23 protein-coding genes and 1 pseudogene are annotated in these 25,198 nt (G+C 68.1%); 8 read left to right on the top strand and 16 right to left on the bottom strand.

Going from position 1 to position 25,198, the window contains the following annotated elements:
* Window positions 1–195 (bottom strand): annotated as a pseudogene (locus tag HCC78_RS24880) (aldehyde dehydrogenase (NADP(+))); the annotation flags it as partial.
* Window positions 196–329: 134 nt separating this feature from the next.
* Window positions 330–1,016 (bottom strand): FadR/GntR family transcriptional regulator, encoded by a 687-nt coding sequence (locus HCC78_RS24885; protein WP_371743928.1) that lies wholly within the window; start codon window positions 1,014–1,016, stop codon window positions 330–332.
* Here HCC78_RS24885 and HCC78_RS33950 point away from each other — a divergent pair.
* The 4 genes from HCC78_RS33950 to HCC78_RS24900 all read left to right on the top strand — a co-directional run bounded on the left by HCC78_RS33950 (window position 1,003) and on the right by HCC78_RS24900 (window position 4,544).
* Window positions 1,003–1,176 (top strand): hypothetical protein, encoded by a 174-nt coding sequence (locus HCC78_RS33950; protein ID WP_253949351.1) that lies wholly within the window; start codon window positions 1,003–1,005, stop codon window positions 1,174–1,176. The two genes, HCC78_RS24885 and HCC78_RS33950, sit on opposite strands and share 14 nt — an antisense overlap.
* A gap of 77 nt (window positions 1,177–1,253) precedes the next feature.
* On the top strand, window positions 1,254–2,402 hold the full coding sequence (locus HCC78_RS24890; RefSeq protein ID WP_172331483.1) for an enolase C-terminal domain-like protein: 1,149 nt from the start codon (window positions 1,254–1,256) through the stop codon (window positions 2,400–2,402).
* A gap of 30 nt (window positions 2,403–2,432) precedes the next feature.
* Window positions 2,433–4,019, top strand: a complete 1,587-nt coding sequence (locus tag HCC78_RS24895; protein WP_172331484.1) for an ABC transporter substrate-binding protein — start codon at window positions 2,433–2,435, stop codon at window positions 4,017–4,019.
* Between the two features lie 123 nt (window positions 4,020–4,142).
* On the top strand, window positions 4,143–4,544 hold the full coding sequence (locus HCC78_RS24900) for a GFA family protein (protein WP_172331485.1): 402 nt from the start codon (window positions 4,143–4,145) through the stop codon (window positions 4,542–4,544).
* 56 nt (window positions 4,545–4,600) lie between these two features.
* Here HCC78_RS24900 and HCC78_RS24905 read toward each other — a convergent pair whose 3' ends face one another.
* The 6 genes from HCC78_RS24905 to HCC78_RS24930 all read right to left on the bottom strand — a co-directional run bounded on the left by HCC78_RS24905 (window position 4,601) and on the right by HCC78_RS24930 (window position 11,288).
* A complete protein-coding gene (locus tag HCC78_RS24905) occupies window positions 4,601–5,359 on the bottom strand; it encodes an ABC transporter ATP-binding protein (protein ID WP_172331486.1) in 759 nt (252 codons plus the stop codon).
* Complete coding sequence (locus tag HCC78_RS24910; RefSeq protein ID WP_172331487.1) at window positions 5,356–6,201, bottom strand: ABC transporter ATP-binding protein; 846 nt, start codon at window positions 6,199–6,201, stop codon at window positions 5,356–5,358. Before HCC78_RS24910 ends, HCC78_RS24905 begins: the two co-directional genes overlap by 4 nt.
* Before the next feature lie 2 nt (window positions 6,202–6,203).
* A complete protein-coding gene (nikC, locus tag HCC78_RS24915; RefSeq protein ID WP_253949347.1) occupies window positions 6,204–7,109 on the bottom strand; it encodes a nickel transporter permease in 906 nt (301 codons plus the stop codon).
* The gene (locus tag HCC78_RS24920) at window positions 7,106–8,023 is read right to left on the bottom strand and encodes an ABC transporter permease (RefSeq protein WP_172331509.1); all 918 of its coding nucleotides are present in this window, start codon (window positions 8,021–8,023) and stop codon (window positions 7,106–7,108) included. Before HCC78_RS24920 ends, nikC begins: the two co-directional genes overlap by 4 nt.
* A gap of 319 nt (window positions 8,024–8,342) precedes the next feature.
* Window positions 8,343–10,151, bottom strand: a complete 1,809-nt coding sequence (locus HCC78_RS24925) for an NAD(P)-binding domain-containing protein (RefSeq protein ID WP_172331488.1) — start codon at window positions 10,149–10,151, stop codon at window positions 8,343–8,345.
* A 66-nt stretch (window positions 10,152–10,217) separates the two neighbouring features.
* Complete coding sequence (locus HCC78_RS24930) at window positions 10,218–11,288, bottom strand: 2,3-butanediol dehydrogenase (RefSeq protein ID WP_172331489.1); 1,071 nt, start codon at window positions 11,286–11,288, stop codon at window positions 10,218–10,220.
* A 255-nt stretch (window positions 11,289–11,543) separates the two neighbouring features.
* On the opposite strand from HCC78_RS24930, the gene HCC78_RS24935 reads away from it, so the two are divergent.
* On the top strand, window positions 11,544–13,412 hold the full coding sequence (locus HCC78_RS24935) for a sigma-54-dependent Fis family transcriptional regulator (protein WP_172331490.1): 1,869 nt from the start codon (window positions 11,544–11,546) through the stop codon (window positions 13,410–13,412).
* 15 nt (window positions 13,413–13,427) lie between these two features.
* Here the strand turns inward: HCC78_RS24935 and HCC78_RS24940 are convergent, their stop codons facing one another.
* From HCC78_RS24940 to HCC78_RS24950, 3 genes are all read right to left on the bottom strand, one after another.
* Complete coding sequence (locus HCC78_RS24940) at window positions 13,428–15,002, bottom strand: SLC13 family permease (protein ID WP_172331491.1); 1,575 nt, start codon at window positions 15,000–15,002, stop codon at window positions 13,428–13,430.
* A gap of 235 nt (window positions 15,003–15,237) precedes the next feature.
* Entirely contained in the window at window positions 15,238–16,323 is a 1,086-nt protein-coding gene (locus HCC78_RS24945; RefSeq protein ID WP_172331492.1) for a hybrid-cluster NAD(P)-dependent oxidoreductase, read from the bottom strand.
* Between the two features lie 2 nt (window positions 16,324–16,325).
* Entirely contained in the window at window positions 16,326–17,600 is a 1,275-nt protein-coding gene (locus HCC78_RS24950) for an SRPBCC family protein (RefSeq protein ID WP_172331493.1), read from the bottom strand.
* A 351-nt stretch (window positions 17,601–17,951) separates the two neighbouring features.
* Here HCC78_RS24950 and HCC78_RS24955 point away from each other — a divergent pair, with 351 nt between their 5' ends.
* The 3 genes from HCC78_RS24955 to HCC78_RS24965 all read left to right on the top strand — a co-directional run bounded on the left by HCC78_RS24955 (window position 17,952) and on the right by HCC78_RS24965 (window position 20,827).
* Window positions 17,952–18,386, top strand: a complete 435-nt coding sequence (locus HCC78_RS24955) for a universal stress protein (RefSeq protein WP_172331494.1) — start codon at window positions 17,952–17,954, stop codon at window positions 18,384–18,386.
* Window positions 18,387–18,406: 20 nt separating this feature from the next.
* Entirely contained in the window at window positions 18,407–19,948 is a 1,542-nt protein-coding gene (locus HCC78_RS24960) for a sodium:alanine symporter family protein (RefSeq protein WP_172331495.1), read from the top strand.
* A 135-nt stretch (window positions 19,949–20,083) separates the two neighbouring features.
* Window positions 20,084–20,827, top strand: coding sequence for a metallophosphoesterase family protein (locus HCC78_RS24965; protein ID WP_172331496.1), 744 nt, complete (start codon window positions 20,084–20,086; stop codon window positions 20,825–20,827).
* Between the two features lie 4 nt (window positions 20,828–20,831).
* On the opposite strand, the gene modD is transcribed toward HCC78_RS24965, so the two are convergent.
* From modD to HCC78_RS24990, 5 genes are read right to left on the bottom strand one after another with little or no spacing between them, the layout of a single operon-like run.
* Window positions 20,832–21,668, bottom strand: coding sequence for a ModD protein (gene modD, locus HCC78_RS24970; RefSeq protein ID WP_172331497.1), 837 nt, complete (start codon window positions 21,666–21,668; stop codon window positions 20,832–20,834).
* A 12-nt stretch (window positions 21,669–21,680) separates the two neighbouring features.
* Window positions 21,681–22,772: a molybdenum ABC transporter ATP-binding protein gene (gene modC, locus HCC78_RS24975; RefSeq protein ID WP_172331498.1), complete on the bottom strand. Its 1,092-nt coding sequence runs from the start codon at window positions 22,770–22,772 to the stop codon at window positions 21,681–21,683.
* Window positions 22,769–23,437, bottom strand: coding sequence for a molybdate ABC transporter permease subunit (gene modB / locus HCC78_RS24980; RefSeq protein ID WP_172331499.1), 669 nt, complete (start codon window positions 23,435–23,437; stop codon window positions 22,769–22,771). The genes modC and modB overlap by 4 nt, the downstream gene beginning before the upstream one ends.
* A gap of 21 nt (window positions 23,438–23,458) precedes the next feature.
* Window positions 23,459–24,220 (bottom strand): molybdate ABC transporter substrate-binding protein, encoded by a 762-nt coding sequence (modA, locus tag HCC78_RS24985; protein WP_172331500.1) that lies wholly within the window; start codon window positions 24,218–24,220, stop codon window positions 23,459–23,461.
* A gap of 31 nt (window positions 24,221–24,251) precedes the next feature.
* Complete coding sequence (locus HCC78_RS24990; protein WP_172331501.1) at window positions 24,252–25,052, bottom strand: TOBE domain-containing protein; 801 nt, start codon at window positions 25,050–25,052, stop codon at window positions 24,252–24,254.
* Window positions 25,053–25,198: the final 146 nt, after the last annotated feature.

Below are 25,198 nucleotides of genomic sequence, written 5' to 3' on the forward strand. Positions count from 1 at the left end.
GCGGGAGGTGTAGCCGTAGGTCCAGAACGCATCCTCGGCGGCCTCGCAGGCGCGGTTCACCAGCTCGACGGTGCCGACGGAGAAGTCATGCGCCGGGCCATGGGCGGGCTCGGAGGTGAAGGTCGTCTCGCCGGCGATCCATTCGCCTGCAACGAGGTGCTTGCCGTGGGGACGGAAGGCGGGGCTGTCGAGCATGTTTGTCTCCCTGGATCGGACGGCCTCGCCCGCGCGGGGCAGAAGGCAGCGCTTGCGGCAGAGCGCAGGCGCTCCGCAGGGAGATCATGGATTATATGATGTGTGACGTCAACATGTATGATGAATACTCGCCGCTAGATGTCGGAACGGCGCAGGAAGGCGCGGTAGCGGGACAGGCTGTTGTCCAGATGCGCCTGCATCGCCTGCTCTGCGGCTGCGGGATCGCCTTCCATGATGGCGTCGAGGATGCGCTCGTGCTCTTCCACCAGATGCGGGTTCGGGGCTTTCAGCGTCGGATCGGCCGCGGATTGGCCCAGCAGGGTGCGGGGAACGATTCCCTGGCGGATGACCGAGAGGAATTCGACAAAGCGCTGATTCTGCGTGGCTTCGGCGATCGCATAGTGGAAATCGAAATCCGCGTCGCGCGTGGCTTCGCCGAGCGAGACCAGCCTGGCCAAGGTGCGGTGGGTTTCGATCAGCCGTTCCAGCTGCTTGGCGGAGCGGCGGGCGGCCGCCAGTCCGGCCGAGCGGATCTCCACCGCGCTGCGCAGCTCGAGCAGTTCGATGGCGCTGGAGACGCGGTCGATGTCGAGATCGGAGAAAGGCTGTCTCTGCTGGTCGGACCGGTCGAGCACGAAGACGCCGGAGCCTTTGCGGGCTTCGACCAGGCCTTCGGCGCGCAGCACCGCAATCGCCTCGCGCACCACCGTGCGGCTGACCGAATAGCTTTGCGTCAGGGCGGATTCGCTGGGGAGGCGCGCTCCGGCAACACATTGGCCGGAAAAGATCTTGTCCTTCAGATCCGTGATGATCCGTGACACCAGCGGGGAAATCTGTCTGGTCGAAATCGGTCTGATCCTTCTTTCTGGCGCAACCTGTCCGAAACATCTGCGCAATGTCCTGTATATCCCGGTTTTCCGGTCCGATCCACTGGCGCAACCCGGCAGTCGGCGCAGAATTCCCGACAACATGTATGACTGATATTGACAGATATAGACAAGATGGATAACCAGTCAGACAACAAGACGGCACGGCCGGGGAAATGCGGAGGAGACGCGGTGATCATCAACGACGTTAAGGTGCGGGTTTTCCGCCACACCACGCGGCGCCATTCGGATTCGGCCGGCCACGCCCATCCTGGCCCGGCGCACGAGGTCGAGCAGGCGATCCTGACCATTGCGACCGAGGACGGCCATGAGGGCCATTCCTTCACCGCGCCGGAAATCGTCCGTCCGCATGTCATCGAGAAATTCGTCAAGAAGGTGCTGATCGGCCAGGACCACCGCGACCGCGAACGGCTGTGGCACGACCTGGCGCATTGGCAGCGCGGCTCGGCGGCGCAGCTGACCGACCGGACGCTTGCGGTGGTCGATTGCGCCCTGTGGGACCTGGCCGGGCGCACGCTGGACCAGCCTGTCCACAAGCTGATTGGCGCCTATCGCGACAAGGTTCTGGCCTATGGCTCGATCATGTGCGGCGACGAGATCGAGGGCGGGCTGGCCACGCCCGAGGACTATGGCCGCTTTGCCGAGAAGCTGGTCGCGCGCGGATACAAGGGGATCAAGCTCCATACCTGGATGCCGCCGGTCAGCTGGGCGCCGGACGTGAAGATGGACCTCAAGGCCTGCGCCGCGGTGCGCGAGGCGGTGGGGCCCGACATCCACCTGATGATCGACGCCTTCCACTGGTACAGCCGCATGGATGCGCTGGAACTGGGCCGCGGTCTGGAGAAGCTGGGCTTCGACTGGATCGAGGAGCCGATGGACGAGCAGTCCATGTCGTCCTACAAGTGGATGGCCGACCAGCTCGACATCCCGGTGATCGGCCCGGAGAGCGCGGCGGGCAAGCATTGGGGCCGCGCCGAATGGATCGCCTCGGGCGCCTGCGACATCCTCAGGACGGGCGTGAACGACGTGGGCGGCATCACCCCTGCGATCAAGACCATGCGCCTCGCCGAGAGCTTCGGGATGGACTGCGAGGTCCACGGCAACACCGCGATGAACCTGCATGTCGTGGCGGCGTCGAAGAACTGCCGCTGGTACGAGCGGGGGCTGCTGCACCCGTTCCTCGAATACGACGACGGCTTCGACTACCTGCACCAGCTCTCCGATCCGATGGATGCCGAGGGCTACGTCCATGTCCCCGACCGGCCCGGGCTCGGCGAGGACATCGACTTCGACCATATCGAGAACAACCGCGTGCGTTGAGGAGCGCGTGCAACCCAAGGGAGGACGGAAATGAGACATTTCTTGGCATCGGCGGCGCTGGCCGCGCTCGTGGCGGGCGGGGCCGCGGCGGAAACGCCGAAGGACCAGCTGATCGTCGCGTTCAACATGAACAACGTGCTGACCATGGATCCGGCGGCGATCACCGGCGGCGAGGCGGTGCAGATCCTGAACAACGTCTATGACGCGCTGCTGCAGTTCGACCGCAGCGGCCGCAACCTGGAGCCGCGGCTCGCGGAAAGCTGGGAGATCGCGCCGGACAACATGTCGGTGACCTTCCACCTGCGCCCGGACATGGAGTTTGCCTCGGGCAACCCGGTCACGGCGGAGGACGTCGCCTGGAGCTTCAAGCGCACGCTGGCGCTGAACCTCGCCCAGGCCTCGGGCCTGAAGAGCCGGGGCTATTCGGCGGAGAACGCGGACGCGATGTTCGTCGCCGAGGATCCGCAGACCTTCGTGCTGAACCTGCCCGAGCCGGGCGACCCCAAGATGATCCTGATGTACCTCACCCAGGCGGGGATCGGCTCGGTGCTCGACAGCAAGCTGGTGATGGAACATGACGACGGCGGCGACATGGGCCAGGGCTGGCTGACCAACAATTCGGCCGGGTCGGGGGCCTTCACGCTGCAGCAATGGCGCTCGAACGAATACGTGCTGATGACCCGGAACGACGAATTCTGGGGCGAGAAGCCGGCGATGAAGCGCGTGCTGATGCGCCACCTGCCGGAAAGCCAGTCGCAGCGGCTCGGGCTGGAGCAGGGCGATCTGGACGTGGGCCTGTCCCTGGCCGCGGCCGATCTCAAGGCGCTGGAGCAGGATGACGACATCACCGTCGAGACCGAAACCAGCGCCGGCTTCTACTATCTCGCGGCCTCGGTCGGCGACGAGAAATTCGCCGACCCGAAAGTGCGCGAGGCGCTGCGCTACCTGATCGACTACAAGGGGATCAACGCCGCGATCATGCCCTATTTCGGGGTGGAGCGTCAGCGCGTGGTGAACTCCAAGGCCTTCGGCGCGCTGCCCGATCCGGGCTATCAGCTGGACGTCGCGAAGGCCAAGGAACTGCTGGCCGAGGCGGGCTATCCGGACGGGTTCGACACTTCGATCCGGGTGATCTCCACCCAGGAATTCCTCGATTCCGCGACCGCGATCCAGGGCACGCTGTCCCAGGCCGGGATCAATGCCGAGATCATCACCGGCGACGGCGGCCAGATCTACGGCGCGATGCGGTCGCGGGACTTCGAGCTTCTGGTCGGCCGCGGCGGCGGCGGGCAGCAGCCGCATCCGGACAGCAACCTGCGGGCGCTGGTCTACAACCCGGACAACTCGCAGGAGGCCGGACTGACCAACTACCAGGGCTGGCGCACGAGCTTCTACGATGCCGAGCTGAACGGCATGATCGAGGCCGCGCTGGTCGAGCCCGACCAGGCGAAGCAGACCGAGATGTACGAGACCATCCAGCAGATGATCGACGACAAGGTCATCGCCATCCAGCCGTTCTCGGAGCGGGTCGTGACGGCGGCCTTCCAGTCGGACGTGCAGGGGCTGATGGTCGATCCCTGGACCACCCGCTTCGAGGGCGTCACCAAGGGCGAGTGAGCCTTCCTTCCCGTTTCCTCCCCGAATGCGCGGTCCCCTTGCGGGGGCCGCGCTTTTGCATTGCGGGGCTTTGGCGGCCGGCGGCCGCGGCCTAGCATGCGGCGGCAAACAGGGAGGACCGACATGGCCGGAAATTATGATCTGCACTGCAGCTGCGGGACGGCGGCGATCCGGCTGGAGGGGGCGCCGCGGGTGCGCGGGCATTGCCATTGCCGGGCTTGCCGGGTGCTGCTCGACGTGCCGTTCCATTCGGTGACGGCCTGGAATCCGGAGCAGCTTGCGGTGACGCGGGGCGGCGAGCGGCTGCTGAGCTTCCAGCACCCGTCGCTGAGCATGAAGAAGGTGTCCTGCCGGGACTGCGGCACGGTCCTGTGGAACACCAATGCGATGGACTGGCGGGTCGTGTCGCAGCGGCTGATCGAGACCTGCCTCGGGGCGCTGCCCGGAGAACTGCAGGCGCTGAGCCATTTCCACTACGGCAGCCGGATCTTCGACATCGCGGACGGCCTGCCCAAAAGGGACTGACCCGGCACCTGCGGGGCAGGGCCGGGCCAGTGTCGCGCCGGAAAGGCGGGGCGCCGTCACATGGCGTTTTCGTAGGCCAGCGACGCCTCGATCAGCTGCCTTGCATAGGGATGGGTGGCCGTGCCGCCGAGGATCGCGTCGCGGCCCAGCACTTCGGTGACCACGCCGTGCTGCATCACCGCGAAGCGGTCGCACATGTGGTCCACCACCGCCAGGTCGTGGCTGACCATCAGGTAGGTGAAGCCCTTCTCCTCGCGCAGCCGCTGCAGCAGGTTCAGGATCTCGGCCTGGACAGACACGTCGAGCGCCGAGGTCGGCTCGTCGAGCAGCAGCACATGCGGCTCCAGGATCAGCGCGCGGGCGATGGCGACGCGCTGGCGCTGCCCGCCCGAGAGCTGGTGCGGGAAGCGGTCGAGGAACGACACCGGCAGGCCGACATCGGTCATCGCCTGCGCCATGCGGTCGTCCATGTCGCCGAGCTTGTGGATGCGGATCGGTTCGGACAGGGCGGTGCGCACCGATTGGCGCGGATGCAGCGAGCCGTAGGGGTCCTGGAACACCATCTGCAGGTTGCGGCAGCGTTCCATCACCGACATGTCGCGCACCGGCTGGCCGCCGATCGAGATGCGCCCGCCCCAGGTGGAGAGCAGCATCGCGACGCAGAGCAGGATGGTCGACTTGCCGGAGCCGGACTCGCCCACCAGGCCGAAGCATTCGCCGGCGGCCACGTCGAAGGAGACGTCCGGCAGGACCTTCACCGCGGCCTCGCCGACGCCGAAGCTCATCGACAGGTTTTCGACCTTGACCGGTTTCATGCGGTTCCCTCCATCGGTTGCGACCATTCCGGGCGGCGGTCGAGCACCGGCAGCGGCTGGCGGTTGCCGCCGATCCGGGGCTGCGCGGCCAGAAGCCCGCGGGTATAGGGATGCTGCGCCCGGTCCAGCTCGGCGGCGTTCAGCGTCTCGACCACGCGGCCGGCATACATGATCAGCACGCGGTCGCAGAAGTTGCGCACCAGGTTCAGGTCGTGGCTGATCATGATCAGGCCGATGCCCTTCTCGCGCACCAGGTCATCGAGGATCTTCAGCACCTCGAGCCGGACGGTCACGTCGAGCGCCGAGGTCGGCTCGTCGGCGATCACCAGGCGCGGCTCCGCCAGCAGCATCATGGCGATCATGATCCGCTGGCCCATCCCGCCCGACACCTCGTGCGGATAGCGGTTGTAGACGAGATGCGGATCGCGGATCTGCACCGCTTCGAGCATCGCGAGCGCGCGCTCCTTCGCCTCCCGCTTCGAGCAGCGGAAATGCGTCAGGTAGGCCTCGGCGATCTGCTCGCCGCAGCGCCGGATCGGGTTCAGCGAGAATTTCGGGTCCTGCAGGATCATCGACATCCGGTTGCCGCGGATGTCGAGCATCTGCTTCTCGGTGGCATTCAGCAGGTCGGTCTCGCCGAATTGCAGGCGCTTGGCGGTGATGTCGGCGGTGGGCAGCAGCTTCAGCAGCGCGCGCCCGACCGTGGACTTGCCCGAGCCGCTTTCGCCGACGATGCCCAGCCGCTCGCGGCCCAGCGTGAAGCTGACATTGCGGACGGCGGGCTGCGGCGCGCCGCGGTAGTGGATCGAGAGGTCCTCGACCTCGAGGATCGGCGTTTCCATGCTCACCTCCGGTTCATCTGCTTGGGATCGAGCGCGTCGCGCAGCCCGTCGCCGAGAAGGTTGAAGGCCAGCGATACCGTCAGGATGGCGAGGCCCGGGAAGGTCACCAGCCACCAGCTGTCGATCATGTAGCGCCGCCCGGTGGCGATCATCGCGCCCCATTCCGGCATCGGCGGCTGCGCGCCGAGGCCGAGAAAGCCGAGGCCCGCCGCGGTCAGGATCACCGTCGCCATGTTCAGCGTCAGGCGGATCATCACCGAAGGAAGGCACATCGGCACGATGGATTTCCAGATGATCCGCGCCGAGGACGCGCCCTGCAGCCGCGCCGCCGAGATGTAGTCGGCCTTGCGGAAGGTCAGGGTCTCGGCGCGGGCCAGCCGCGCGATCGGCGGCCAGGCGGTCAGCGCGATGGCGATGATCGCGTTGTTGAGGCTCGGCCCGAGCGCCGCGACGAAGGCCAGCGCCAGGATCAGCGAGGGGAAGCTGAGGAAGATGTCGGTGATCCGCATCAGCACGGTATCGACCCGGCCGCCGAAATAGCCCGCGACCGTGCCCACGGCCATGCCGATCGGACCGACCACGATGGTGACGAGGAAGATGATCCTCAGCGTGATCGCCGCGCCGAACAGAAGGCGCGAGAGGATGTCGCGGCCCAGCTCGTCGGTGCCGAACCAGTGCGCCGTCGACGGTGCCTGAAGCGTGTTCTGCAGATCCTGTGCGTAGGGATCGTAGGGCGCCAGCAGCGGCCCCAGCAGAGCGGTGGCGACAAGGAAGGCCAGGACGATAAGGCCGAAGGCGGAGGTCGGGCTCTTCCACAGGAATTTCAGGATGTTGCCGAGGGAGGTCAGGCCCTGCGGCAGGCGGAGCCGGGCGCTGCTGCGGCCGGTCTCGGAATGGAGCATGGTCATCGTGTCCTCGGATCGAATACGCGGTAGAGCAGGTCGGAAAGCAGGTTCAGCGCGATGAAGATGACGCCGACCAGCAGCACGCAGGTCATCAGCGCGTTCATGTCGCCCATCCTCAGCGTCGAGGTCAGGTACTGGCCGAATCCGGGCCAGGCGAAGACCGTCTCGATCAGCACCGCGCCTTCCAGCAGCGCGCCGTAGGCCAGCGCCACGATGGTCACCAGCTGCACCTTGATGTTGCCGAAGGCGTGGCTCCAGATCGTCTTGCGCTCGCTGAGGCCCTTCACCCGGGCGGTGGTCACGTATTCCTGGTTGATCTGGTCCAGCATGAAGCTGCGCGTCATCCGCGTGATGTAGGCGGATGAGGAATAGCCCAGCAGCGAGGCCGGCAGGATCAGGTGGTTGACCGCGCTGCGGAACACTTCCCATTCGCCGGCCAGCGCGCTGTCGATCAGCAGGAACCCGGTGCGGTCGGGCACGAGGCCGATGTAGAACTGGCTCATCCGGCCGGCGCCGCCGACCCAGCCGAGCGCGGCATAGAAGACCAGCAGGCCGATCATCCCGGTCCAGAAGATCGGCATCGAATGGCCCATCAGGCTGAAGACCCGGATCGCGTGGTCCTGCCAGCGGTCCTTCTTCACCGCGGCGAGCACGCCGAGCGGAATGCCGATGCCCGCGCCGATGAGGATGGCGAAGGTGGCGAGCTCGATCGTGGCGGGAAGGACGTGCAGGATGTCGTCCAGCACCGGCTGGCCGGTCCTCAGCGAGGTGCCGAAATCCAGCGTCGCGACATCGCGCAGGTAGAACAGGAACTGTTCCCACATCGGCTTGTCGAGGCCGAGCTGGTGATACACGTTCTCGTAGACCTCGCGGGTGGCCTCCTCGCCGACGATGGCGCGGACCGGGTCCACCGGCATGATGCGTCCGATTACGAAGGTCAGCACCAGCAGACCCAGGAGGGTCACGAGTATCGTGGATGCCTGGTTGAGGGCGGCGGATAGCCATCTGGGATTGCGCAAGACGCCTCTCCTCCCTTGATTGCTGCGGGAGCTCCGCCCCCTCCGGCGGAATCCTCCCTAGTTGTATGACAAGTACCATACAGAAAGTGATAGGCAGATCAAGCCGGATTCGGATCCGTCCGGCAGGCGGCGCCGGGCCGGGTCCGGACATGAAAAAGCCGCCGCGCCCGGGAGCAGGGGCGCGGCGGCAGGCCGCCGGAGGAAGTGGCGGAACCGGTCAGCTCAGGTGATGCGGTGCCTCCAGTCCCCAGACGGGGGTGTCGATACCGGCATGGCGGGCCTTGAGCTGCAGCGAGAGATAGCGGGAATAGTGGCGCGACTGGTGCAGGTTGCCGCCGTGGAACCACAGGCCCTCCTGCATGGTCGGCTTCCACATGTTGCGCTGCTCGCCTTCCCAGGGACCCGGATCCTTGGTCGTGTCGGAGCCCAGCCCCCAGCACTTGCCGACCTTGTCCGCGACCTCCTGGCTGATCAGGTCCGCCGCCCAGCCGTTCATCGAGCCGTAGCCCGTGGCGTAGACCACCAGATCGGCGGGCAGTTCGGTGCCGTCGGCAAAGCGCACCCCGGTCTCGGTCAGCCGGTCGACCGCGGCGCCTTCCCCGGATTTCAGCTTGATCGAGCCGTCGATCACCAGGTCGCAGGCGCCGACATCGATATAGTAGCCCGAGCCGCGGCGCAGGTACTTCATGAAGAGCCCGCTCTCGTCATCGCCGAAATCCAGCTGGAACCCGGCCTTCTCGAGCGCGGCGTAGAAGTCCTTGTCCCGTTCCTTGATCTCGTCGTATTGCGGCACGTGAAAGCTGTGCATGATCTTGTAGGGGATCGAGGCGAAGATCATGTCCGCCTTGTCATGGGTTATGCCGTTCGCCACCGCCTGCTCGGAATAGAGCCCGCCGAGGCAGACCTCCATCAGGCTGTCGGACTTGACGATATGGGTGGAGGACCGCTGCACCATCGTCACGTCGGCGCCGTTTTCCCAGAGCGCGGCGCAGATGTCGTGCGCCGAGTTGTTCGAGCCGATCACCACCACCTTCTTGCCGCGGTACGCATCGGGGCCGGGGTGCTGGCTGGAATGCTGCTGCTCGCCCTTGAAGACGTCCTGGCCCTCGAAGACGGGGATGTTGGCCTTGCCGGACATGCCGGTCGCCATCACCAGCTGCTTCGGGCGCAGCACGACCTCCTGTCCGTCGCGCTCGACCACCACGGTCCATTCGCCCTTGGCCTTGTCGTAGCTGGCGGACTTGGCGACGGTCGAGGACCAGTAGTTCAGCTCCATGACCTTGGTGTACATCTCCAGCCAGTCGCCGATCTTGTCCTTCGGCGCGAAGACCGGCCAGTTGTCGGGGAAGGGGATGTAGGGCAGGTGGTCGTACCAGACCGGGTCATGCAGGCAGAGCGACTTGTAGCGGTTCCGCCACTGGTCACCCGGGCGCGGGTGCCTGTCGATGACGATGGTCGGCACGTCGAGCTGGCGCAGCCGCGCGCCGAGCGCGATGCCGCCCTGGCCGCCGCCGATCACCAGGACGTAGGGCTGGTCCTCGTAGCCCAGACGCCGGGCCTCGTCCTCGCGCTTCTCCTTCCAGGTCTTGCGCTCGGGGTCATGGCCGTGCTCGGCGCCCATCGGACGGCGCAGCTGGCGCGGCTCCTCATGGCCCTTCAGCTCGTGCAGCGTGGTCAGCAGCGTCCAGATCTTGCCGTCCTTCATCCGGACATAGCCGACGCCGCGCCCGGCTCCGGTTTCCAGGACCAGCCAGCCTTCGGTCACGCCGTCGGCCTCGCCGACCTCCTCGGACGGGTCGAGCGACAGCGCTTTCGGCGCGACCTTCTCCAGCTGCGCGGCGGACATGGCGCGGATCTGGTCCTTGCCCTCGCAGGTCTTCAGGTTCCAGGTGAAGGCGGCGAGATCGCGCCAGAAGCCGGTGTCGAGGAAGCACTCCGCGACGGCGTCCGGGTCCTGTGCGACCAGCGCGCGTTCGAGATCGGCGACCAGCGCCTCGAGCGCGCCGCGGGGGGTGGTGTCTAGCATGGTTTCCTCCCATGGGGTGTTGAAGGGCGGGCGGCAGACCCTCCCCGGCCTGCCGCGCGCCCGGGATCAGTTCAGGTCGATCAGGATCTTCAGCTGCGTGCCGGCCGGATCGAGCAGCACGTCGAAGCCCTCGCCCACGGCCTCGTCGAGCGTGATCTTCTTGGTCACCACCTTGGCCGCCGGGATGGCGCCGGTGGCGATCAGGTCGATGACCCGCGGCCACAGATGCGTCGGATAGGCCCAGGAGCCGCGGATATCGACATCCTTGAAAGTGACGGTGTGCCAGTGCAGCCCGGAATTCCCCGGATGCAGGCCGACCTGCACGATCACCCCCTGCTTGCGGACGGCATCGAGGCAGGATTGAAGCGCCTTCTCGTTGCCGACGCATTCCAGCGCCACGTCGCAGCCCGCGCCGCCTTCGGTCGCGCCGCGGATCGCCGCGCCGATATCGTCGCGCTTGGGGTTCAGCGCGATCACCTCGGGGATGATCTGCTTGGCCAGCTCCAGCCGCGTGTCGTTCAAGTCCGACACGAACAGCTTCGTCGCGCCGAAGGCCCTCGCGGCCAGCAGCGTCAGCATCCCGATCGGGCCGGCGCCGGTGACCAGAACCGACTGCCCGGCCGCGACCTGGCCGCGGTCGCAGGCATAGACGGCGACCGCGGTCGGCTCGACCAGCGCGGCCTCCTCGTCGGTCATCGCGTCGGGGATCTTAACGACGTTGTAGTCGTTCAAGAGCGCGCCCTCGGCCATGCCGCCGGAAATCCAGCTGAGACCGGCCAGCGCCAGATCCTCGCTGAGATGGAACAGGCCGCGGTCCGCATAGTAGTCGCCCGAGCGCGGCATGATCAGCGGCTGGACCGAAACCCGGTCGCCTTCCTTCACATGGGTGACGCCGGCGCCGACGGCGGTGACCACCCCGCCGAATTCATGGCCCAGCACCTGCGCGCCCGAGGCGCCGGTGAAGGGATGCGGCTCGACCGGGATGAAGATCGGCCCGTAGGCATATTCGTGCAGGTCGGTGCCGCAGATTCCGACGAAGCGGTTCTTGATCGCCACCTGGCCCGGACCGGGCACCGGAACGGCGTCGATCTCCTCGACGCGCAGATCCTTGGCGGCGTGAAAACGCAGGGCTTTCATGGGGTCGTCTCCTCCTCTTTCCCGCACCCAGCGTGGCGCCGCCGGGCAAGCGGAAGAAGCGCGCAAATGCGCGATCAATTGAATCAATCACTTGGGAGAAGCACCTGTTGCACCGCGGCGCACAGTGTTGCACGGGGCTGCAACACCTTCGCTGCGGCGCGGCGCGAAATGCTGCACCACGCAGACTGCCCGGTTTCCCTTCAACCTTCGGTTAAGCTAGTCTCGGCGGATGCGTGCAGGACGATGGGAGGCGGAATGCAGCGCGATATCGACCATATCCGCGAGATCGAGGCGATTTCCCGCGGCCGCGGCGCCAGCCCGCGCGATCCGACGGTGCTGGCCAGCTGGCTGCGCTGCCTGCAGACGCACGGGCTCGATCCGACGGACCGGCGCGAGGCCTACATCCTGCCCGAGTCCCAGCTGCGGCTGCACCGCCAGCGCTCGGAGGAGCTGATCGGCATCGCGCGCACCGGCATCGACAACCTCTACAAGCTGGTCGCGGGCCAGAGCTATGTCCTGCTGCTGTCGGACGCGCAGGGTGTGACGGTCGAGTATCTCGGCCAGCAGAAGCACAAGGAAGAGCTGCGCCGTACGGGCCTGTTCCTCGGGGCGGAATGGTCGGAAAGCCGCGCGGGCACCTGCGCGGTCGGGGCCTGCATCGAGGCCGGCGAGCCGCTGATCATCCACCAGAGCGACCATTTCGACGTGACCCATGGCGGGCTCTCCTGCACCGCCGCGCCGATCTACGACACCGCGGGGCGGCTTTCGGCGGTGCTTGACATCTCGCTGCTCAGCTCGCCCGCGCCGCGCGAAAGCCAGGTGATGGCGCTGAACCTCGTGCGCCAGGCGGCGCGGCGGATCGAGATGGCCAACATCATGGCCGAAAGCCGCCGCGACTGGGTGCTGCGCCTCTCCGACAGCCCCGATTTCCTCGATGTCGATCCAGAGGCGGCGCTGTCGCTTGACGCTGGCGGCCATGTCATCGGCATGACCAATGGTGCGGCGCGGCTGATGGCGCGGACTCTGGGCGTCGACTGGCGCGAGGCGGAGCGGCTGGTCGGCCGGCATGTCGCCGACGTGTTCGAGCTGGACCTCGACATGATGGAGGGGCTGACGCGGCAGACCTCTGCGCGCGACCGGTTCATCGAGACGCGCGATGGCTACCGTCTCTTCGCCCATGCGATCGAGCCGCGCCGCAACCCGGTGCCGCGTCCCGTCCGTCCGCGCGCGATGCCTGCCGAGCTGCGCGCGCTGGCCGGCGACGATCCGGGGATGGCGCAGCTGCTGGCGCAGGCGGCGGCGATGGCCCCGGGGAAGATGCCGCTGCTGATCGAGGGCGAGACCGGCGCCGGCAAGACCGCGCTTGCCAAGGCGATCCATACGGTCGGCTCGCGCGGGCCCTGCATCAACGTGCCCTGCGAGACCTTCGACGAGGCCGAGGCGGCGAGCCTCTTCGGCCGCGAGGACCGCCGCAATTTCGAGCCCGGCCTTGTCGCGGCGGCGGAGGGCGGCACGCTGGTGCTCGACAATCTCGACGAGCTGCCCGAGCGGCTGCAGGCCCGGCTGGTGAAGCTGCTGGCCGAGGGCAGCTACCGTCCCGTCGGCGCGGTGCGCGAACGCGCGGCGCAGGCGCGGATCGTGGTCACGGTCTCGGGCGATCCGGAACGCGCCGTCGACGAGGGGCGGCTGCGGCGCGACCTGTTCCTGCGGCTGGCGGGCGGGCGGCTGCGCCTGCCGCCGCTGCGCAAGCGCGGCGACCTGCTGGCGCTCGCGGACCGGGTCTTCGCCGAGGCTTTCGGCCGGCCGGTCGCCTTCGACGCGGATGCGCTGTCGATGCTGGCGGGACATGGCTGGCCGGGGAACTTGCATGAACTGGGGCAGGTCGCGCGGCTGATGGCGATGGGCGCGGCCCCCGCCATGCCGGGCGACCGGATGCGGCTGGGCAAGGCCGAATTCCCGCCGCAGCTGCAATCGGCGCGCGACAGCGGCGGGGGAGAGGAACGCATCCTCGCCCGCCACCTGCAGGAAACCGGCTGGAACATCTCGGAAACCGCGCGGCGGATGGGTGTCAACCGCTCCACCATCCACCGCCAGATCCAGCGCCACGGGCTGAGGCGTCCCTGAGCCCGCGGCAGGGGCTCAGAGGCTGATGCCGAAGGCCAGGCCGCCGAGCAGGTAGACGAAGCCCGTGATCAGCGCCACGCCGGCGAGGTTCAGCACGATGCCGCCGCGCGCCATCTGCCCGATGGTCACCGCGCCCGAGCCGAAGACGATGGCGTTGGGCGGCGTTCCCACCGGCAGCATGAAGGCGCAGGTCGCCGCCAGCGCGGTCGGGATCAGCAGCGTGGTCGCATCGACGCCGATCCCCGCCGCTACCCCGCCGAGCACGGGGATGAAGGTCGCGGCGGTGGCGGTGTTGGAGGTCACCTCGGTCAGGAAGATCACCAGCGTCACCACGCAGACCAGGATCGCCAGGATCGGCAGCGTGCCGAGACCTTCGACCTGGGTACCGAGCCACATGTCGAGCCCGGTCGCCTTCACCGAGGAGGCGAGGCTGAGCCCGCCGCCGAACAGGAGCAGCACGCCCCAGGGCAGCTCGTCCTGCGCGGTCTTCCAGTCGAGGACCATGTGCCCCTCGCGGTCGCCCGGCAGAAGGAACAGCGCGACGCCGGCCGTGATGGCGATGGCGGTATCGTTCAGCGATCCCAGCGCGGCGATGCCGAAGATGTCGGACAGGAGCCCCGGCACGATCCACAGGAAGGCAGCGCCGAGGAAGACCGCGGCGACCATCTTCTCGCCCTGGCTCATCGGACCGAGCGCGGCGACCTGGCCGTCGATCATCGCGCGTCCGCCGGGGATCTCGGAGAGCCGGAACCGGTAGAGCACCCGCGTCATCAGCACCCAGGCGACGAGGATGAAGACCAGCGCAAGCGGCGCGCCGAGGATCATCCACTGAACGAATCCGACATCGCGGCCCAGCTCGTCAGACAGATAGGCGGCGACGATGGCATTGGGCGGGCTGCCCAGAAGCGTGCCGAGCCCGCCGATCGAGGCCGACCAGGCGATGGCGAGCACGAGGCAGACGCCGAAGGCGCGGATGTCGGGATCGGCGATCACGCTGGAGATCGAGCCGCCGCGCTGCAGTTCGTCCCCGACCTCGGCGCCCTGGTCGGTGGCGCGGCTGCGCTCCACCACCAGCGTCAGGATGGACAGGCCGATCGGCAGCATCATCAGCGTCGTCGCGGTGTTCGACACCCACATCGACAGGAAGCCGGTGGCCAGCATCATGCCCAGCACGATCCGCTTCGGCTCCACGCCGACCCGGGACAGCGTCATCAGCGCGATCCGCCGGTGCAGCTGCCATTTCTGCATGGCGATGGCGATCAGGAAGCCGCCGAGGAAGAGATAGACGATCGGGCTGGCATAGGGGGCGGTGGCCTCGCCGACCGAGCGCCCGGCCAGCATCGGCAGGAGCACGATTGGCAGGAGCGAGGTCGCCGCCAGCGGGATCGCCTCGGTCATCCACCAGAGGGCCATCAGCGTGGCGATGGCGGCCACGGCGCGGCCTTCGGGCGACAGCGCCTCCTGCCCGCCGAGCAGCAGCCAGACAATGACCGCGCCCGCGAGACCGGCGGCGCGCAGCCCCCAGGTCCATCGCGGGTCGCGCACCGCTTCCACCACCCGCACCGGGCCGTCCTGATCGTTTTCCGTCACTGGGAACTCCTTGGCAGACGAACAATTTCCGCGGGGAAATGTGGCATCCGCCGGAGGAAGGCAACAGCCTGCGGGACCGCTGCGCGATGCGGCGGCTCGTCCGCCGGAGCCTCTGGTGCAGCCCGCAAGCCATTGCCTGAAAACGAAAACTCTTCCATTGCGGGAGTTCGGCCCGACGGGCGCCCGCGCCGGTGGCGGTGCGGGCGCGATCAATCCTGGGTGAGCCGCCCCGCGGTCACAGGTCGATCTCGATATCGGTCAGCGGGTGGCTGCAGCAGGCCAGGATCCTGCCCTGGTCGATCTCGCGCTGGCGGATGCCGCCGCCGTGGTTCATCTCGACATTGCCCGAGACCAGCTTGGTCTTGCAGGTGCCGCAGATGCCCCGCTGGCAGGAGGAGAGCGGCCTCAGCCCGGCCTCGCGCGCAGCCGACAGCACGGTCATGCCCGGGCTGCATTCCACCACCTTGCCGGATTTGGCGAAGCTGACGCGGAAGGTCTGGCCGCTGACCTCCGGCGCCGCCTCGGGCTCGCCGCCGAAATTGCCCGCGGTCTCGGCGCCGAAATCGAAGCTTTCCTCGTAATATTCCGCCGTGTCATGGCCTGCCTCCGCCAGCATGGCGCGCACGCCTTCCATGAAGGGCGCGGGGCCGCAGCAGAAGATCCGGCGGTCGAGGAAGTCCGGGGCGATCAGCTGCAGCATCGGCAGGCTCAGCCGGCCGGTGAAGCCCGCCCAGGCATCCGAGGCCGGCGCGGTGCCCGAGACCAGCGCCAGCTTCAGCCCGTGGTTGCGCTGTGCCAGCAGCGACAGTTCCTGGCGGTAGATCATGTCGGCGGGGCTGCGCGCGGCATGGAGGAAGGTCAGGTCGAAGGGCGCGCCCAGATCGCAGGCCGTGCGGGTCATCGACATCATCGGGGTGATGCCGCTGCCGGCGGACAGGAACAGCAGCTTCTGCTCTGCCGTGGCATCGGTGGTGAATTCGCCCGCCGGCCCGGAGACGGCGATCTCGCGCCCGGGCGCCATGTGGTCGTGCAGCCAGTTCGAGCCGGGGCCGCCCGGCACGCGCTTGACGGTGATCTCCACCCGGTAGGGCCGCGCGGCCGAGCCGGAAATCGTGTAGCAGCGCTGGACCATCCCCTCGACGGGCAGCTCGAAGGTCATGAACTGGCCCGGATAGAAGCGGAAGGCGCGGGGCTCCCGGCCCGAGAAGACGAAGGTCTTCACGTCATGGGTTTCCTGGCGCACCTGGCGGCAGACGAGCGTGTCGTCGCGCTCGGGGTCCCAGAGCGGGATGCGGGTGGCTTCGGTGAAATTGCCGTCCATGCTCACTCCGCCGCCATCGCGTTTCTGCCGGGCTCGAGGAAGTCGCCGATCCGGTCGATGTACCAGGCGGTGAAGGCCTCCACCATCGGCTCGGTGAAGGGAGAATAGGGGCCGGGGCGGTAGGCCGGGTCGGACACGCCGAGCTGGCCGAGCCGCACCAGGTCGGCGTCCTCCTGGTTGGTCATGGTCCAGACGGTGGCCAGGTGGTCGGTCTTGTAGTCCTGCCCCTCGATCGCGTCCTTGTGGACGAGCCAGGTCGTGCGCACCAGCGTCCGGTCCGGCGAGAGCGGCAGCACCGAGAAGGTCACGACATGGTCGGACATGAAATGGTGCCAGGAATTCGGCTGGGTCCAGAAGCTCAGGCCGCCGAGCGCCGCCTCGCGGAACCGGCCCAGCAGCTTCTTCGAAGCGACCTTGGTGTCCAGCGTGTGCGACTCCCCGGCGCCCATCAGCGGCAGCCGCATGGCGCGGAAGCCGGTCACGTCGCGCAGCCGGTTCAGCTCCGAGGACGGCAGGCCGCAGGACTGCCAATGCGCGTGGCGTTCCTCGATGGCGGCCATGTAGGCGGCGGCCTCGTCCGAGCGGCGCTCGTCCAGCTCGTCGGGCGAGAAGCCGAAGCCGAATTCCGACAGCGGCACGGTCAGCTGCGGGTGGTTGGTCTCGCAATGGTAGCATTCTCGGTTGTTTTCCAGCACCAGCTTCCAGTTGCCCTGTTCGATCAGCTCCGACTGGTGGGCGACCTTGCAGTTGGCGAGGTCATGCGGCAGCAGGTAGGGCTCCATGCCCGCCGCCATGTCCTCGATGTCCGCGGGCGGGTCGTCGGCGAGGCAGATGAAGATCAGCCCGGCAATGTCGCGGACATGGACCGGGATCAGCCCGTGGCAGGACCGGTCGAATTCCTCGCCCATGTGCTCGGCATGGATCAGGTCTCCGTCCTCGCTGTAGCTCCAGCCGTGATAGCGGCAGACGATGTTGCCGATGGTGGTCGAGCGCGCCTCCACCAGCCGCGCGCCGCGGTGGCGGCAGACATTGCGGAAGCCGCGCACCGCCATGTCGTCGCCGCGCAGCAGCAGGACCGAGGCGGAGCCCACTTCCAGCGTCACGCAATCGCCGGGTTCGGGCAGTTCCGGCCCGGCAGCGGCGAAGAGCCAGTGGCGGCGGAAAATCGCCTCGATGTCGAGATCGAGGATGTCGGGCGAGGTGTAGAACGGGGCCTCGAGCGTGTGGCCCGGCCTGCGGCTGCGGACGAGGGATCGGATGTCTTCGGGACCGGGCATCGGCGCCTCCCCTGGATCACGGTACGGAACAAGTGCCTCCAAGTCTGACGGTTCCTGGCGCCGGGACATGCGGAATAGCGACACTTCGGGGCATGTTTTCGGCGTCTTGCCGGACCGGGGCAGAAAATCGGCAGGCTTCTGCTTGTCCCGGGGTTAACAGGGCGCCCAAAATATGTTCATTTGTGCAGTATCGAAGCAAATTCCGCGGCGGCAGAGAGGCGCTTTGCGCTCCGGTGCCTTGCGTCCTCGACAGGCGGGGCGGATGCGACAGGCTTCGGGGAGGGGGCCGAACGGGCCGGGACGGGTCCGCTGCCCTCACGAGAGGGACTAGACCGGAACGGAGGTCATACCATGTCATCAACCATCGTCGTCGCCTATGACGGCAGCGACAGCGCCGAACGCGCCATGGCCTTTGCCGTGGAGCGCGCCAAGGCCATCGGCGGCAGCATCCTCGTCGCCCATGTGCTGGAATGGTCGCCCTATTCCTTCCTGACGGCGGAGGAGCTGGAAGAGCGCCACATCCGCCGGAAGGAAGAGATGGCGCGCGCCAAGGAAGTGCTGGTCGAGCCGGAGCTGGCCAAGCTGGCCTCCAGCGGCGTGCCGGTCAGCTCGGACATCCGCTACGGCCATGTCGCCGAGACGATCATCAAGATCGCCGAGGAGTCGGCCGCCGTGCAGATCGTGATCGGCCGCCAGGGCCAGGGCAGCTTCGCCGCCCGCTTCTTCGGCTCCACGGCGGGGACGCTTGTCCAGACCTGCCCGGTGCCGCTGACAATCGTGCCGTGATGGCCAAAGAGGGGAATGCAATGAAAGACCTTTCAAGGAAGCTCGCGTTGCCCGCGGCCGCCGCGGCGCTCTTCGCCACGCCCGCGCTGTCGCAGAGCCTCGACGAGACGATCAACACCGCCTTCGCCGCGTCGACCGGCTGGTTCGTCAGCCTGATCTTCGCGCCCATTCCGGGCACGTCCTTTCCGTGGATCGTTGCCTGGCTGGTGGTCGGCGCATCCATTTTCTCTATCTATTTCAGCTTCGTCCAGTTCCGCGTGCTCGGCCATTCGATCGCGCTGGTGAAGGGCGACTATTCCGATCCCAACGACGCGGGCGAAGTCAGCCACTTCCAGGCGCTGGCGACCGCGCTTTCCGGCACCGTCGGCCTGGGCAACATCGCGGGCGTCGCGGTGGCCGTGGGCATCGGCGGTCCCGGCGCGACCTTCTGGATGATCCTCGCCGGGCTTCTGGGCATGGCGTCGAAATTCACCGAATGCACGCTCGCGGTGAAGTACCGCAACGAGTACGAGGACGGCCGGGTCTCGGGCGGGCCGATGTACTACATGACCAAGGGCTTCAAGATCCGCGGCAAGCCGGGCGGCAAGATCCTCGCCATCGTCTTCGCGGTCTTCACCATCCTGGGCAGCTTCGGCGGCGGCAACATGTTCCAGGCCAACCAGGCCCATGCCCAGCTGACCAACGTCTTCGGCGATTTCCCGGGCTTCATCACCGGGCTGGTCTTCGCGGCCATCGTCTTCGCGGTCATCGTCGGCGGCATCAAGTCGATCGCCCAGGTGACCGAGAAGGTCGTGCCCTTCATGGGCGTGCTCTATGTCGGCACCGCGCTGATCATCCTGCTGATCAACATGGACAAGATCGGCTGGGCCTTCGGCCAGATCTTCGAGGGCGCCTTCACCGGCCTCGGCGTCGCGGGCGGGCTTGCCGGCGCGCTGATCCAGGGCTTCAAGCGGGCGGCCTTCTCCAACGAGGCCGGCGTCGGCTCGGCGGCCATCGCCCACTCGGCCGTGCGCACCAAGGAGCCGATCACCGAGGGCTTCGTGGCGCTGCTGGAACCGTTCATCGACACGGTCGTCATCTGCACGATGACCGCGCTGGTGATCATCATCACCGGCCAGCTGATGGTCGATCCGGCAACCGGGCTCTACATCGTCGGCGAATCCGGCGCGATCCAGACCGTGGACGGCAATTCCGGCGTGGCGCTGACCTCGGCGGCCTTCTCGCAGAGCATCCCGTTCTTCCGCTACATCCTGGTGGTCGCGGTGATCCTCTTCGCCTTCTCGACGATGATCTCCTGGAGCTACTACGGCCTGAAGGCCTGGACCTTCCTCTTCGGGGAGGGAAAGACCACCGAGCTGGTCTTCAAGCTGATCTTCTGCTTCTTCGTGATCGTCGGCGCCGCGGCCAGCCTCGGCCCGGTCATCGACTTCTCGGACGCGGCGATCTTCGCCATGGCGGTCTGCAACATCTCCGCGCTCTACGTGCTGATGCCGATCGTGAAGGCCGAGATGGACAGCTACCTGTCGCGGCTGAAATCCGGCGAGATCCGCAAGTTCGCCTGATCCCCTGACCGCTCCCGGTCCGGCCGAGGCGCCGGGCCGGGAACCTGCCGCCCGCGACGGCATGGCGGCTATGACTTGCCCCCCGGACATGAGACCTTACCTGATGTGAGCGTTACCAGTCGAGGAGCCCGTCCCATGACCCCCATCCACGCCGTCGGCGACATTCACGGCCAGCTTGCCCAGCTCGAGACCGCGCTGGAGCTGATCGAGCGCCATGGCGAACCCGGCGCGCCGGTGGTGTTCTGCGGCGATTTCGTCGACCGCGGCCCGGACTCGCGCGGGGTGATCGATCTGCTGATGGAGGGCCAGGCGGCCGGCAATCCCTGGACCTGCCTGATGGGCAACCACGACCGTTTCCTGCTGCGCTATCTCGGCGACCCGCGCTACGAGGATCCCAATGTCTCGCGCCCGCTGCTGTGGACCGACGCGCCGCTGGGCGGCTCCGCGACGCTGGCCTCCTACGGGGTCGACGTGTCCGAGGGCCGCTCGCTCGAGGACATCCATGCCGATGCGCTGGAGGCCGTGCCGCAGCATCACCGCGACTGGATCGCCGCGCTGCCGCGCACCCACGGGACCGGCGGGCAGATTTTCGTGCATGCCGGGCTGCGCCCGGGGGTGGCGCTGGAGGATCAGGCCGAGGACGACCTTGTCTGGATCCGCGCGGGCTTCCTGGAAAGCCCGTTCGACTGGGGGCGGCTGGTGGTGCATGGCCACACCGCGCTGCAGCATCCCGAGCTCTATCCGAACCGCCTGAACCTCGACGGCGGCGCAGGCTACGGCCGCCCGCTGGTTCCGGCGCTGATCGAGGGGCGCTCCGCCTCCGTCCTTGCCAGGTCCGGCCGCCAGCCGATGGGCATCAGCGAGCTCGCCGGGGCCTGACCCGTCAGGGCCGGGCGATGCTGACCGCGATTTCGGCGGGCTTCGCCGAATAGGGCGAGGACGTCACCAGCACGTCCGCGCCGCTCTCGGCATAGGCCGCGGCATTGCCGGCATGGATCCCGCCCGCCGCGGCCAGCGTGCCCGACCACTGCGGCGCCAGCGCCCGCGCTGCCGCGGCGACGTCCTCGGGCAGGAATTTCTCCAGCTGGATCACGTCGGCGCCGTGGCGGGCGGCGATCAGCGCGTCCCGGCGGGAGCCGACTTCCACCACGATCCGCTTCTCCGGGCAGCTTGCCCTGAGCTGCGCCACCTGCACCGCCAGCGCGCCCTCGCCGCCGAGCGCGCAATGCTCGGGGAAAAGCAGCACCGTGTCCGACAGCCCCGTGCGGTGGATCGCGGCGCCGCCGGAGGTGACCGCCTTCAGCGACAGCGCGCGGGTGCCGGGCACCGGCTTGCGCGTGCAGGCGACGGCGATGCCGGACCGGACCGCCTCCGCGGCATCGACGATGGCGCGCGCGGCGGTGGCAATGCCCGAGGCCCATTCGGCCAGCGTCTGCGCCACCTTCCAGCCCGCAAGGATCGCCTCCGCCCCGCCCGCCGCGCGCAGCAGCGGCGTTCCTGCCGGGGCCTGTCCGCCGCTCGGCACCAGGACGGCGGCCTCGGCGCCCAGCATCCGGAAGATCCGCGCCGCTTCCTCGGTGGCGCAGGCCGTCATGTCGGCGCGGGCGCGCATCTCCAGCCGAGCGGATCCGGACAGGCCGAGGCTGCGGGTGGTCAGATCGCCGAAGGGCAGGTCCTCGCGGATCATCGCCGCCAGGGTTTCGTCGGGAATGTGGAACATGGTGCGTCTCCGTCAGCGGGGCAGGGTGAGCGGATCGACCAGCGCGACCGCCTTGATCCGGGTGATGACCGTCTCGCCGGGCGTCAGCTGCAGCCGGTCCCAGGACAGCCGCGAGATCCGCGACAGGATCACCGTGCCCTCGCCGGCCTCTCCAAGCGCCAGCCGCACGGTCATCTGGTTGTCGCCGGCCGGCGTGCCGCCGATGATGCGAGCGGGAAGCGCGTTGAGGATGGAGGTGTCGTCGGGCGGCAGGCGGCCGAGGCTGACATCGCGCGCGGCGATCCTCAGACGTGCCCGACCGCCATTCGGGCCGAGTTCCCCCGGCACCAGCATCCGCCCGCCCGGAATGTCGACCTCGCTCAGCCCGTAATGCGGGCCGTAGCAGCGGATCGTGCCGTCGAGCACCGCCCCCGGTTCCGGCCGGTGGAGCAGCGGCAGCGCCGGATCCGACAGCATCTCGCCCAGCGGCCCGGCTGCACGGACCTGTCCGGCTTCCATCAGCACCAGCGTGTCGGCGAGGCGCTCCACCTCGGCCATGTCGTGGCTGACATAGAGGACCGGGATCGAGAGCCCGGCATGGAGCCGTTCGAGATAGGGCAGGATCTCGTCCTTGGAGATGCGGTCGAGCGCCGAGAGCGGCTCGTCCATCAGCAGCAGTTCCGGCTGCGACAGCAGCGCCCGGCCGATCGCGACGCGCTGGCGCTCGCCGCCCGACAGCCGCGGGACCGGACGGTCGAGCAGCGGCGCGATGCCGAGAAGGCCCACCACCTCGTCGAAGGCGATGCGCTCCGCTCCGGCACGGCTGCGGCGGCGGCCGTAGCCGAGGTTGCCCGCGACCGAGAGATGCGGAAACAGGCTTGCCTCCTGGAAGACATAGGCCAGCGGGCGGCGGTGCACCGGGCGGAACCGGCGTCCCGATTGCCAGCTTTCGCCGTTCACCACCAGGTCGCCCGGCAGCCGGGACAGGCCCGCGACGCAGCGCAGCACGCTGGTCTTGCCGCAGCCCGACGGGCCGAAGAGCGCGGTGATCCCCTTGCCCGGCACGCGGAAGGCGGCGTCGAGCGCGAACTGGCCGAGACGGCCGGAGAAACGGGCCTCGATCATGGGCGGGCTCCCGAAAGGCGGCGCTCGATCAGCGTCATGGCGAGGATCACGGCGAAGGAGAAGGCGAGCATGCCGCCCGCGAGGATATGCGCCCTGGCCCAGTCGAGCGTCTCGACATAGTCGAAGATGGTGATGGAGATGACCTTGGTCTTGCCGGGAATGGCGCCGCCGATCATCAGCACCACGCCGAATTCGCCGACCGTGTGGGCGAAGCCCAGGATCGCGCCGGTCAGGATCCCCGGGCTCGCCAGCGGCAGGGCGACGGTGACGAAAGCGTCGAGCGGATGGGCGCGCAGCGTGGCGGCGACCTCCATCGGCCGGGACCCCATCGCTTCGAAGGCATTGCGGATCGGGTTCACCACGAAGGGCAGCGAATAGATCACCGAGCCGAGCAGAAGCCCCTCGAAGCTGAAGGCCAGCGAGCGGCCGAGCAGCGCAGTCAGCGGACTCTGCGGCCCCATGGCGAGCAGCAGGTAGAAGCCGAGCACGGTGGGCGGCAGCACGATCGGCAGCGACACCAGCGTCGCCGCCACGTCGCGCAGGATGCCGCGCCCGCGGGAGAGCCACCAGGCCAGCGGCGTGCCGACCAGCAGCAGCAGGACGGTGGTGGCGCCGGCGAGCTTCAGCGTCAGAATCACCGCCTGCATCATGGTCGCGTCGAACATGGCAGCTCTCCTTTCCCGGCCTCAGCCGCCGAAGCCGTAGCCGTACTCTTCGATAATCTCCTGCGCCGCCGGGCCCTTCAGGAAGGCGAGGAAGGCCTCGGCCGCCTCGTTGCCCTCGCCGCGCGACAGCAGCACCGCGTCCTGGCGGATCGGCGCGTAGAGGTCCTCGGGCACCATCCAGGCCGAGCCGTCATCCTGTCCGGCCAGCTGCGCCAGAGCGACGAAGCCCGCCTCGGCATTGCCGGTGACCGCGAACTGGTAGGTCTGGCTGATGCTCTGGCCCTCGACCAGCTTCGGCGCGAGCGCCTCCTCCATCCCGAGCGCGGCAATCGCCTCGACAGCCGCTGCGCCGTAGGGGGCGGCCGACGGGTTGGCGATGGCGACATGGGTGACCGCGCCGGTTTCCAGCACCTCGGGCCCGGCATCGACCAGCCCGGGCGTCGCGCTCCACAGCACCAGCTTGCCGGTGGCATAGGTGAAGCGCGTCGCCGGATCGGCGAGCCCGTCGGCCCCGGCCTTCTCCGGGCGGGCCTGGTCGGCGGCAAGGAACACGTCGAAGGGCGCGCCCTGGCTGATCTGGGTGAAGAGCTGTCCGGTGGAGCCGAAGCTGAAGGTCACCTGGTGGCCGGTCTCCGCCTCGAATGCGGTGCCGATTTCCTGCGCGGCGGCGGTGAAGTTGGCGGCGACGGCCACCGTGGTCTCGGCGGCGGAGGCAGCGGTGCCGAGAAGGAGGGCCGCAAGCAGCGGTCCGGCGCCGAGGGACGCCAGTCGATGGAAGGTCATGGGAGGTTCCTTTCGGAGGTCTGGAAACGGATCAGGGAAGCGCGACGATGACGTGCCCGGCCTTGAACATGGCCGTGGCTGCATCGCCGGGCTGCAGGCCGAGACGTTCGGCGCTGTCGATGGTGACGATCGAGGTGACGCTCTTGCCGCTGCCGATATCGAGGATGATCTCGCTGTTGACGGCGCCGTCGCGGCGCGAGGCGACGGTGCCGCCGAGGACATTGCGCGCCGAGACCGGGCTGGAGGGAATGCCCGCGGCAAGGATGATGAAGGGCGCCTTGACCAGCGCGAAGACCTCGGTGCCGGGCTCGATCCCCATTTCCGAGGCGCTGCGCTCGGTGATTGCGGCGGTCAGCGCCAGCTCGTCGGTCAGCTTCATTTCGACGATCGAGTTCACGGCGCCCTCGATCACCTTGGTGACCGTGCACCGGTAGGCATTGCGCGTGCTTGTCTGCATCATGATGTTCCTGAAAAGGGTTGCGGGAGGATAGGCGAGGCCGGCAAGTTCCCGGTCCAGCCGCCGGGCGGCGGCGTCGAGTGCGTCCTGGAGCCGGGCAAAGCTGGCGATCAGCGCGTGTCCGGCCGGGGTGACGGTGGCGCCGCCGCCCTTGCGCCCGCCGGGCGCGGCGGCGACCAGCGGTTCGGGAAACAGGTTGTTGAGCGTCCCGACCGCGTCCCAGGCGGCCTTGTAGCTCAGCCCGACTTCGCGCGCGGCCGCCGAAATGGAGCCCTGCCGCGCGATGGCCTCGAGCAGCCGGATCCGGTCCTGTCCCACGCGGGAGGCGCCGTCGCGTCCAAGCGAAAGCGCCGCGGTAAGATGAGAGTCGGTCATGCTGCCTCCGATGCAATGCCATCCGTTATGAAGTCGGACTACATAACGGTCAAGAGCACCCCCCGTGCCAACCCTGCAGCGCAGCATTGGCGGGCGAGACCCCGGTGCGGAGTGTCGCGAAACCGACATCATCGAGGGAAACCCGA

Source organism: Mangrovicoccus sp. HB161399 (genome assembly GCF_013184745.1).
Classification (GTDB): Bacteria; Pseudomonadota; Alphaproteobacteria; order Rhodobacterales; family Rhodobacteraceae; genus Mangrovicoccus.

Excerpts from the sequence above, each read along its gene's own strand:
- HCC78_RS33950 (WP_253949351.1), top strand. The coding sequence starts at position 1,003 with ATGATCCGTGACACCAGCGGGGAAATCTGTCTGGTCGAAATCGGTCTG.
- HCC78_RS24895 (WP_172331484.1), top strand. The coding sequence starts at position 2,433 with ATGAGACATTTCTTGGCATCGGCGGCGCTGGCCGCGCTCGTGGCGGGC.
- HCC78_RS24900 (WP_172331485.1), top strand. The coding sequence starts at position 4,143 with ATGGCCGGAAATTATGATCTGCACTGCAGCTGCGGGACGGCGGCGATC.
- HCC78_RS24905 (WP_172331486.1), bottom strand. The coding sequence starts at position 5,359 with ATGAAACCGGTCAAGGTCGAAAACCTGTCGATGAGCTTCGGCGTCGGC.
- HCC78_RS24910 (WP_172331487.1), bottom strand. The coding sequence starts at position 6,201 with ATGGAAACGCCGATCCTCGAGGTCGAGGACCTCTCGATCCACTACCGC.
- nikC (WP_253949347.1), bottom strand. The coding sequence starts at position 7,109 with ATGACCATGCTCCATTCCGAGACCGGCCGCAGCAGCGCCCGGCTCCGC.
- HCC78_RS24920 (WP_172331509.1), bottom strand. The coding sequence starts at position 8,023 with ATGCCGGTGGACCCGGTCCGCGCCATCGTCGGCGAGGAGGCCACCCGC.
- HCC78_RS24925 (WP_172331488.1), bottom strand. The coding sequence starts at position 10,151 with ATGCTAGACACCACCCCCCGCGGCGCGCTCGAGGCGCTGGTCGCCGAT.
- HCC78_RS24930 (WP_172331489.1), bottom strand. The coding sequence starts at position 11,288 with ATGAAAGCCCTGCGTTTTCACGCCGCCAAGGATCTGCGCGTCGAGGAG.
- HCC78_RS24935 (WP_172331490.1), top strand. The coding sequence starts at position 11,544 with ATGCAGCGCGATATCGACCATATCCGCGAGATCGAGGCGATTTCCCGC.
- HCC78_RS24945 (WP_172331492.1), bottom strand. The coding sequence starts at position 16,323 with ATGGACGGCAATTTCACCGAAGCCACCCGCATCCCGCTCTGGGACCCC.
- HCC78_RS24950 (WP_172331493.1), bottom strand. The coding sequence starts at position 17,600 with ATGCCCGGTCCCGAAGACATCCGATCCCTCGTCCGCAGCCGCAGGCCG.
- HCC78_RS24955 (WP_172331494.1), top strand. The coding sequence starts at position 17,952 with ATGTCATCAACCATCGTCGTCGCCTATGACGGCAGCGACAGCGCCGAA.
- HCC78_RS24960 (WP_172331495.1), top strand. The coding sequence starts at position 18,407 with ATGAAAGACCTTTCAAGGAAGCTCGCGTTGCCCGCGGCCGCCGCGGCG.
- HCC78_RS24965 (WP_172331496.1), top strand. The coding sequence starts at position 20,084 with ATGACCCCCATCCACGCCGTCGGCGACATTCACGGCCAGCTTGCCCAG.
- modD (WP_172331497.1), bottom strand. The coding sequence starts at position 21,668 with ATGTTCCACATTCCCGACGAAACCCTGGCGGCGATGATCCGCGAGGAC.
- modC (WP_172331498.1), bottom strand. The coding sequence starts at position 22,772 with ATGATCGAGGCCCGTTTCTCCGGCCGTCTCGGCCAGTTCGCGCTCGAC.
- modB (WP_172331499.1), bottom strand. The coding sequence starts at position 23,437 with ATGTTCGACGCGACCATGATGCAGGCGGTGATTCTGACGCTGAAGCTC.
- modA (WP_172331500.1), bottom strand. The coding sequence starts at position 24,220 with ATGACCTTCCATCGACTGGCGTCCCTCGGCGCCGGACCGCTGCTTGCG.
- HCC78_RS24990 (WP_172331501.1), bottom strand. The coding sequence starts at position 25,052 with ATGACCGACTCTCATCTTACCGCGGCGCTTTCGCTTGGACGCGACGGC.